Annotated in this window: 7 protein-coding genes; 4 read left to right on the top strand and 3 right to left on the bottom strand. The window is 38.6% G+C overall.

Features of this window, described 5'->3' with window-relative positions; all coding sequences use genetic code 11:
• Window positions 1–271 (top strand): hypothetical protein (locus Q0779_RS21850; RefSeq protein WP_298776015.1); only part of this gene is annotated, 271 nt, incomplete at its 5' end.
• A 567-nt stretch (window positions 272–838) separates the two neighbouring features.
• Here the strand turns inward: Q0779_RS21850 and Q0779_RS21845 are convergent.
• Complete coding sequence (locus tag Q0779_RS21845) at window positions 839–1,270, bottom strand: GNAT family N-acetyltransferase (protein WP_298776013.1); 432 nt, start codon at window positions 1,268–1,270, stop codon at window positions 839–841.
• 434 nt (window positions 1,271–1,704) lie between these two features.
• On the opposite strand from Q0779_RS21845, the gene Q0779_RS21840 reads away from it, so the two are divergent.
• Complete coding sequence (locus Q0779_RS21840) at window positions 1,705–1,995, top strand: HigA family addiction module antitoxin (protein ID WP_298776011.1); 291 nt, start codon at window positions 1,705–1,707, stop codon at window positions 1,993–1,995.
• Window positions 1,996–2,087: 92 nt separating this feature from the next.
• Here the strand turns inward: Q0779_RS21840 and Q0779_RS21835 are convergent, their stop codons facing one another.
• The gene (locus Q0779_RS21835) at window positions 2,088–2,849 is read right to left on the bottom strand and encodes a class I SAM-dependent methyltransferase (protein ID WP_298776016.1); all 762 of its coding nucleotides are present in this window, start codon (window positions 2,847–2,849) and stop codon (window positions 2,088–2,090) included.
• Between the two features lie 134 nt (window positions 2,850–2,983).
• On the opposite strand from Q0779_RS21835, the gene Q0779_RS21830 reads away from it, so the two are divergent.
• Window positions 2,984–3,826: a 23S rRNA (adenine(2030)-N(6))-methyltransferase RlmJ gene (locus Q0779_RS21830; RefSeq protein ID WP_298776009.1), complete on the top strand. Its 843-nt coding sequence runs from the start codon at window positions 2,984–2,986 to the stop codon at window positions 3,824–3,826.
• Between the two features lie 30 nt (window positions 3,827–3,856).
• On the opposite strand, the gene Q0779_RS21825 is transcribed toward Q0779_RS21830, so the two are convergent.
• Window positions 3,857–4,396: a hypothetical protein gene (locus tag Q0779_RS21825; protein ID WP_298776007.1), complete on the bottom strand. Its 540-nt coding sequence runs from the start codon at window positions 4,394–4,396 to the stop codon at window positions 3,857–3,859.
• 1,368 nt (window positions 4,397–5,764) lie between these two features.
• Here Q0779_RS21825 and Q0779_RS21820 point away from each other — a divergent pair.
• Window positions 5,765–6,760 (top strand): metallophosphoesterase, encoded by a 996-nt coding sequence (locus Q0779_RS21820; protein WP_298776004.1) that lies wholly within the window; start codon window positions 5,765–5,767, stop codon window positions 6,758–6,760.
• Window positions 6,761–6,781: the final 21 nt, after the last annotated feature.

The raw sequence follows: 6,781 nt of genomic DNA, 5'->3' as shown, positions 1-6,781 counted from the left end.
TGGTTATCAACGGAATTCTGATGGTAGTTATGCCGTCGGCGGAGCCTACGATGGTTATCAACGGAACCCTGACGGTAGTTATGCAGTAGGTGGAGCCTATGATGGTTACAAGCAAAACTCCGACGGTAGTTATGCCGTTGGCGGAGCCTACGATGGTTATCAACGGAATTCTGATGGTAGTTATGCCGTCGGCGGAGCCTACGATGGTTATCAACGGAACCCTGACGGTAACTATGTTGTTGGATGGGGAAAATGCACTAACAGGAGATAAAATATGAGGAAAAGGAGGGCTAATTTTTTTTAGCGAGCTGCTTTTTTATAAAATCCCCCAACTTTCGTGAAAACGTTTAGTCATGTTAACTCCTGATATCATAATCAGGGGTTAACATAAGGGATCGATGAACACGGTTAAAGATATACTTGCTCGGATGGTTACATTGTTTCCCCGTCATCCCTTTAGTACATTTTTCCAACACAACTAAGTTCTGTTTAGACGCACCATACATTGGGGGAATAAGCATTCCATCAATAACGCCTTGGGAATAAATGTTTTTACTTACGATATCTAATGCTATGAAGATATTGCTACTATCGAAACCATTAGTGATTGAAACTACTTTATTCTGCAGGAATAAATGCTTCTATTCCTTGCCTCTTCAACTCTTCGTAATCCATTTTTCACTGCTTGTTCAACACTTGGCTCTCGATTACAACAGGGTCGCGACTGCGCGCGGCCTATCTTTATCTGTTATGTGATTTTCTTATCACATACGGAAACGCCCAAAGTTATTGGCTTTGGGCGTTTATTCTAGCAAACTTGGTTACGACAAACCGAGCATTAAAGTGTCATATGCAGAATTGGAAATGGTTTCCCCATATCATCAAACGGTGAACGTGAAACGACTTTAAACCCCATATGCTTATAAAAACCTACAGCCTGTGGATTCTGTTCATTTACGTCTACTTTGGTTGCGCCTAACTGCTCAATTGCATATTGCAGTAGCACTTTACCAATCCCCTGTCCTCTCGCTTCATTTAAGATGAAAAGCATTTCAACCTTTGAGTCATGAATACCCACAAAACCTAGCATTGAACCATTTTCATTTTTCACATATCTTAACTGAGCAACAGGAAAAGCCTGCTCAATAATGATTGGTTTAAAAAACTCAATATCTTCTTCTGTAATGAAATCATGAGTTGCTCGGACTGAATTTTCCCAAACACTAAGCATCTCTGCGTAATTTTCAGGAAGCACATTTTCTACAATCATTGTATTTTCTCTAAAGTTGACTGAAATTCATGTGCAGCCGCGGCCTGCATTGTAGACGTTTTAAGTCAGAGTTGTCCACATACCACATACCACATAACAACTTATTGATTGACCAAGACCAATATCCCTACCAATGATAAAGAGGTGTTATCAATAGTAAGGTTATGTCTTAGCCTTCATTGTTGACCCCACTTCCCATTAAACTCATGATAATAAAAATAATAAATGGCTAAAATAACTCAATAGGTGTAGCTAAAGCTTAAAACGGCGAACACTGCATGGCGTTGCTTTTTTGGTTTTCTATTTTTCAAATAGAAGACATGGGAGCCATTTTACTCGATGATAGGGATTATCATGGCAAGCAAATCAAAGCGAAATGATAAAAAATAATTCCATACAAAGTATAAATGTAGTGACTTTATAGGACAAAAAACATGAAACGCAGACCGACACACCCAGGTAAATTATTTAAACGTAATTTCCTAGAAAGACGGGCAATCAGCGTAACAAAAGCAGCTGAATATCTTGGCATAACAAGAAAAGCACTCAGTGAGTTTATTAATGAAAACTCGAAATGCTCACAAAGTATGGCAAGACGATTGGCTGAAGCGACTGGAACAGGTGTCGCAGTTTGGATTAATTTACAAGCCAAACTTGACACTTGGGAAGCTGAACATATGGAAAGACCCAATGTGACTAAATTACCCGATGAAGTAGCAGCTTAGACTTACCCACACACAGCCATATTGTCGCTATAACCAACGTATGGGTTCAGCGACAAGTTTCAAGCAAAGTATAGATTCAACAACAAGTTTTGCTATTTCATCGCGGCTTTAACATACACATCGAAGCGATTTTTTTTCGTCTTGATAACGGTGCTGGGTTTAACGCCGTTAAGATCCTCGGCGTAATCAGGGCGCTTAACGACCACACGCTTATTGGCGATTGCCATTGCAGGCGTTAATAAATCATCGGCATCGAGATCGCTCCCCACTAACGATTGGAACACACGCATCTCTTTTTTCACCAGCGCTGATTTATCTCTATGGGGATACATGGGATCGAGATACACCACATCGATATTCGAGACACTCTTTTCAAGTTCAGTTAAGCTCGAGCCCGGCAGCAAGCGCATTCTCGCCTGCATCCAGTTGCCTATTTCCGCGTCCTCATAAGCTCGGCGCAAACCATCTTCAAGTAATGCCCCCACGACAGGATTGCGCTCTATCATAGTCACATTGCAGCCTAAACTCGCCAACACAAACGCATCTCGACCTAATCCGGCTGTGCCGTCAACAACGCTGGGCGTGACACCACTTTTCAGTCCAACGGCTTTAGCAATTGACTGGCCGCGACCGCCGCCAAATTTACGCCTATGAGCGACACTTCCAGAAATAAAATCAACACTAATGCCTTTCAGTTTAGGCTCATCCCGCTTCAATAAAATCAGCATATTTTGCTCGAAAATAAGTTCAAATTGAGCATTTTTATCGAAATGCAGTGACCAACGTATGCATATGGCCTCAAGGGTCGGAAAATGTCGATTAAAAAAAATAGGAGTCGATTGGGCCGATGAAATCACAATATCTCTAATACTTATAATGAAGTTAGCCTTATTATGCCAAAAAAGGGACTCACTTAGTATCCCAGTCGCGTCTGGCTAGGTATAATTATCAACATATTCCAGACACTTTCTCATTTCAGGGAACCCCCATGCTCAGTTATCGTCACGGTTATCATGCCGGAAATTATGCCGACGTATTAAAGCATAGTATGTTACTACAAGTGCTTAGCTTACTTCACAAGAAAGATAAGCCATTAGCTTATATCGACACTCATGCTGGCGCAGGGGGATATTCACTAACGGATCCATTCGCTCAAAAGACAGGGGAATACTTGAATGGCGTGGCAAAATTATGGAATAAAACGGATTTACCTAGCTCCCTTGCGCAATACATAGCCGATATCAAACATTTTAATCCTGATCCTAATACATTAGCGTTTTATCCTGGTTCGCCTGCTTTCGTTGACATGAACATGCGACCCAAAGATCGCATGGTACTACATGAAATACACACAAGCGATCATCAAGTATTAGCCGAGCAATTTGCAGGCAATAAGCAAATTCGCGTGGTCAAAAAAGACGGTCTCAAGGGGTTAATGGCCGCCGTGCCACCCATTGAACGTCGAGGAGTCATTTTGATCGATCCTAGCTATGAAATAAAAGACGACTACTTCAATGTCGCTCATGCCATCATTAAAGCCCATAAACGTTTTTCAACGGGTGTTTATATGCTGTGGTATCCCGTAGTCAATCGAGCACAAACAGAAGCAATGCTGCAAATATTAACTGACTCTGGGATCAAGAATCAACTTCGTATTGAGCAAGCAATCAAATCAGATAGTGATGAATTTGGTATGACAGCGGCAGGATTATGGGTCATTAATCCCCCGTGGAAGTTAGATGCTTTAGCCAACGAAACATTAGCTTATCTCGCCCCGCTATTAGGTGGGAGCAATGGCAAAACCCTTGTAAAACTCGAGGTCGATGAATAAAAGTCATTGAGCGTGTTAAAACACGCTCTTTTATCTCTTAGAATTATCAAGTTTGATGGGATATAAAGGCAGACTTTTCACTCTTAATAGATAAGCAATCACCATACCTGGAAAAATATTCACTGCGGTATTAAACTCGCTCACAGAAACATTATAGTATTGATAAGCATCTTTAACGGACTCAGCAAGATCATGATAAATTTGTACCTCTTGCAATAAATCCGTTTTTTGAACCAAGGCGCTATTTTGTACTATTTCTTCTAAAATAGACTGTACTAATTGCTCAAACCTCTCCCTATCTAAAAAATGTTGCTCGACCGACTCAAAGTTCAGTTTATCGTAATCCGCTTGCAAGCCACTCGATAATTTAATTATTGCAGCCTTATCATCTTCATTTATCGATAATAGTCTCATTTCTTGGCATTTCTGGATCAGGTTTATCTGAGCCATAACAAATGAATCGATAGCGTCTAACGCTTCAAGCGTCGCGTCTCGCTTTTTAAATAAGCTCATCACCCATAAATAAGTGATCACCAATATTAAGCCAAACACCAGTATTATGCCTTCCATCGCTGTAACCTTACCTTTCTAAGCCAAGTATTCTCATATCACTTTTACTCTCCATCATTTCTATGCAAAAATCCACTTTTGGCCAAATCCATTTCACTCACGAGCCTTGAATGAACAATATTCTGTTCTTTACGCCAAAGGTAATCACCATAATAATCAATAAACCAAACAAGTTCGTTTTCATCGCCTTGAAAATATTTAGTTACAATTAAAGTGACAATATTTTTGTTAAAACCGTTTATTAAATAACTTTACTTAAAAAAGCTCTTTCACCTAAATTAAACCAAATTGTTGTTTTTATTACTAAAAATATAAATTAACAACATGAGAGGATATTATACCTTCACGGTATCTTTATTTTTTTCGGCGTTAGACGTAATAATAACCCATTAAAAAACAGACACAAACAAAAGAATAAGACAAAAATAAATAAGTCAATACTCCATTAATCTAAGATACGTCGAGTCATCAATCGAGTAAATTATATGCATTAGCTCTAACCGACTAATAATGCCTTATTTGACCCAGAAACTCTGGGTCTTTTTTATGCCCACAGTTTACTCTTAACTATTCATTCCTAGTTCTCGATATTCACATCTGCAATTGACGCATCAACACAATACTTATCTTCCTCTATGTTTACTGTCAATATAGTCAGCACCAATACAGCTTAATACGTATATACTAGCCCCATATTGTGAAGTTGAATACTAACATCCTGTTTAATGCAGAATGTTCATGTCGAGTCATTAAGTAAACCGATCCCCTTGACCCATTCTTATGGGTCTTTTTTTTTCTGTTTTCTCTATCTTAGCATCTGTTATAAACACTTTATCTTTGATGCTTCGCCTTAATTGAAATTAAACTCTAACATTCAGCTGGCATACAGAAGAAAACGTTTATACTAATACTATATTGTGAAGCCTAGCGTTTAATCGAATAGATAAATTTATCTATCTTCCTCAACGTTGAGTCAGTTAACACTATCCCCTTGACCCATTCATATGGGTCTTTTTTTTGCTTGTCGCACTCTCATTTTTAAATCAAATCGCTCTAATACAAAAACGGTTCATCTCGAAAAATAGACTCAGTACGAATTAATAATAATATTATGAGATTACTTTTTATTTTCCGTCAAAATAGACTCTACAACATAAAATGTAACAAATTCAAAAACCAATATTCAGAATTTATTAAGCAATGATTAATTATTGTTCTCTTAATAACTTCAGTCCATTTGAGTCAGAAGCCCATTTAATAAGCAGTAAAACTCACTATAAGACTCGATGCCTAAATGAGCTTTATATGGGATTAAAGAAGTAATAGTGACTCTTAATCGAATAATGATTAACACTAAGGATTAATATAATGTTGATAGAAACCTATAACACAAGAAAAATGACCAGACAGTTAATGTCTAAATTCACTGCCATTGCAATACTTACTTGTGTCACTCAATTCTCACAAGCTCGACCGGATACGTTCATCAACCCACAAGAAACTGTGATCGCAATAGGCGATCTACACGGTGACTTAAATGCAATGTTAACAATACTGAGATCCGCTCAACTCATTGACGATAACAATAACTGGATTGGTAATACACAAACACTCGTGCAAGTCGGCGATATACTCGATCGTGGTGATGATGAAAAAGAAATGATAAATATCTTTGAAACACTCATCGATCAGGCTAAAGCCGTTGGTGGTGACGTTATTGTCTTAAATGGTAATCATGAAACCATGAACGTGGATTTAGATTTCAGGTATGTCACTGATAAAGGTTTCTCTAATTTTCAGTCCTTGTACGAAGACCATAAAGACGAGATCACCGATCCTGATGTTCTTAACAAAAAAGAATCTGAACGAGGGCGAGCTGTCGCCTTTAAACCTGCTGGTGACTATGCTCAAATACTCGCCACTCATAATTCTGTTGTCGTCATAGGTAAAACCGTTTACGTCCATGGTGGGATCACACCAGAACATGCGGACTATGGTTTAGATGCGATTAATAACGAGGTAAGTGCATGGATGCAAGGTATAGAAAATAAGCCAAGTTCAGTGTCAGGAAGCGGCCCTTTATGGAACCGTGATTATGGCTATGACGTATCAGCAGAAATATGTGAACAGCTTGAAACGACACTTGAGAAATTGAATGCCACAAGGATGGTTATAGCCCATACAAGGCAAGATAATATTAATCAAGTCTGTAATGGTAAAGTATGGCGCATCGATACTAGTATGTCGAGTTACTACAGCAACGGAAAATTACAAGCATTAAAAATCACTAATGATGATCACATTGAGATTATTGAAGAAGATGGTTCGATTACTGACACTGGGTTTGGAGGAATTAGCAATTAATTCTAATATAATACCAATCTG

The sequence above is a fragment of the uncultured Shewanella sp. genome (genome assembly GCF_947491715.1).
In the GTDB taxonomy this organism is placed as follows: Bacteria; Pseudomonadota; Gammaproteobacteria; order Enterobacterales; family Shewanellaceae; genus Shewanella.
The sequence above is the reverse complement of the archived record's forward strand: the minus strand, read 5'-3'. Positions and strand labels throughout refer to the sequence as shown.

What these genes read in the sequence shown, in the direction of transcription:
- Q0779_RS21845 (WP_298776013.1), bottom strand. Translation starts at nt 1,270, where the DNA reads ATGATTGTAGAAAATGTGCTTCCTGAAAATTACGCAGAGATGCTTAGT.
- Q0779_RS21840 (WP_298776011.1), top strand. Translation starts at nt 1,705, where the DNA reads ATGAAACGCAGACCGACACACCCAGGTAAATTATTTAAACGTAATTTC.
- Q0779_RS21830 (WP_298776009.1), top strand. Translation starts at nt 2,984, where the DNA reads ATGCTCAGTTATCGTCACGGTTATCATGCCGGAAATTATGCCGACGTA.
- Q0779_RS21825 (WP_298776007.1), bottom strand. Translation starts at nt 4,396, where the DNA reads ATGGAAGGCATAATACTGGTGTTTGGCTTAATATTGGTGATCACTTAT.
- Q0779_RS21820 (WP_298776004.1), top strand. Translation starts at nt 5,765, where the DNA reads ATGTTGATAGAAACCTATAACACAAGAAAAATGACCAGACAGTTAATG.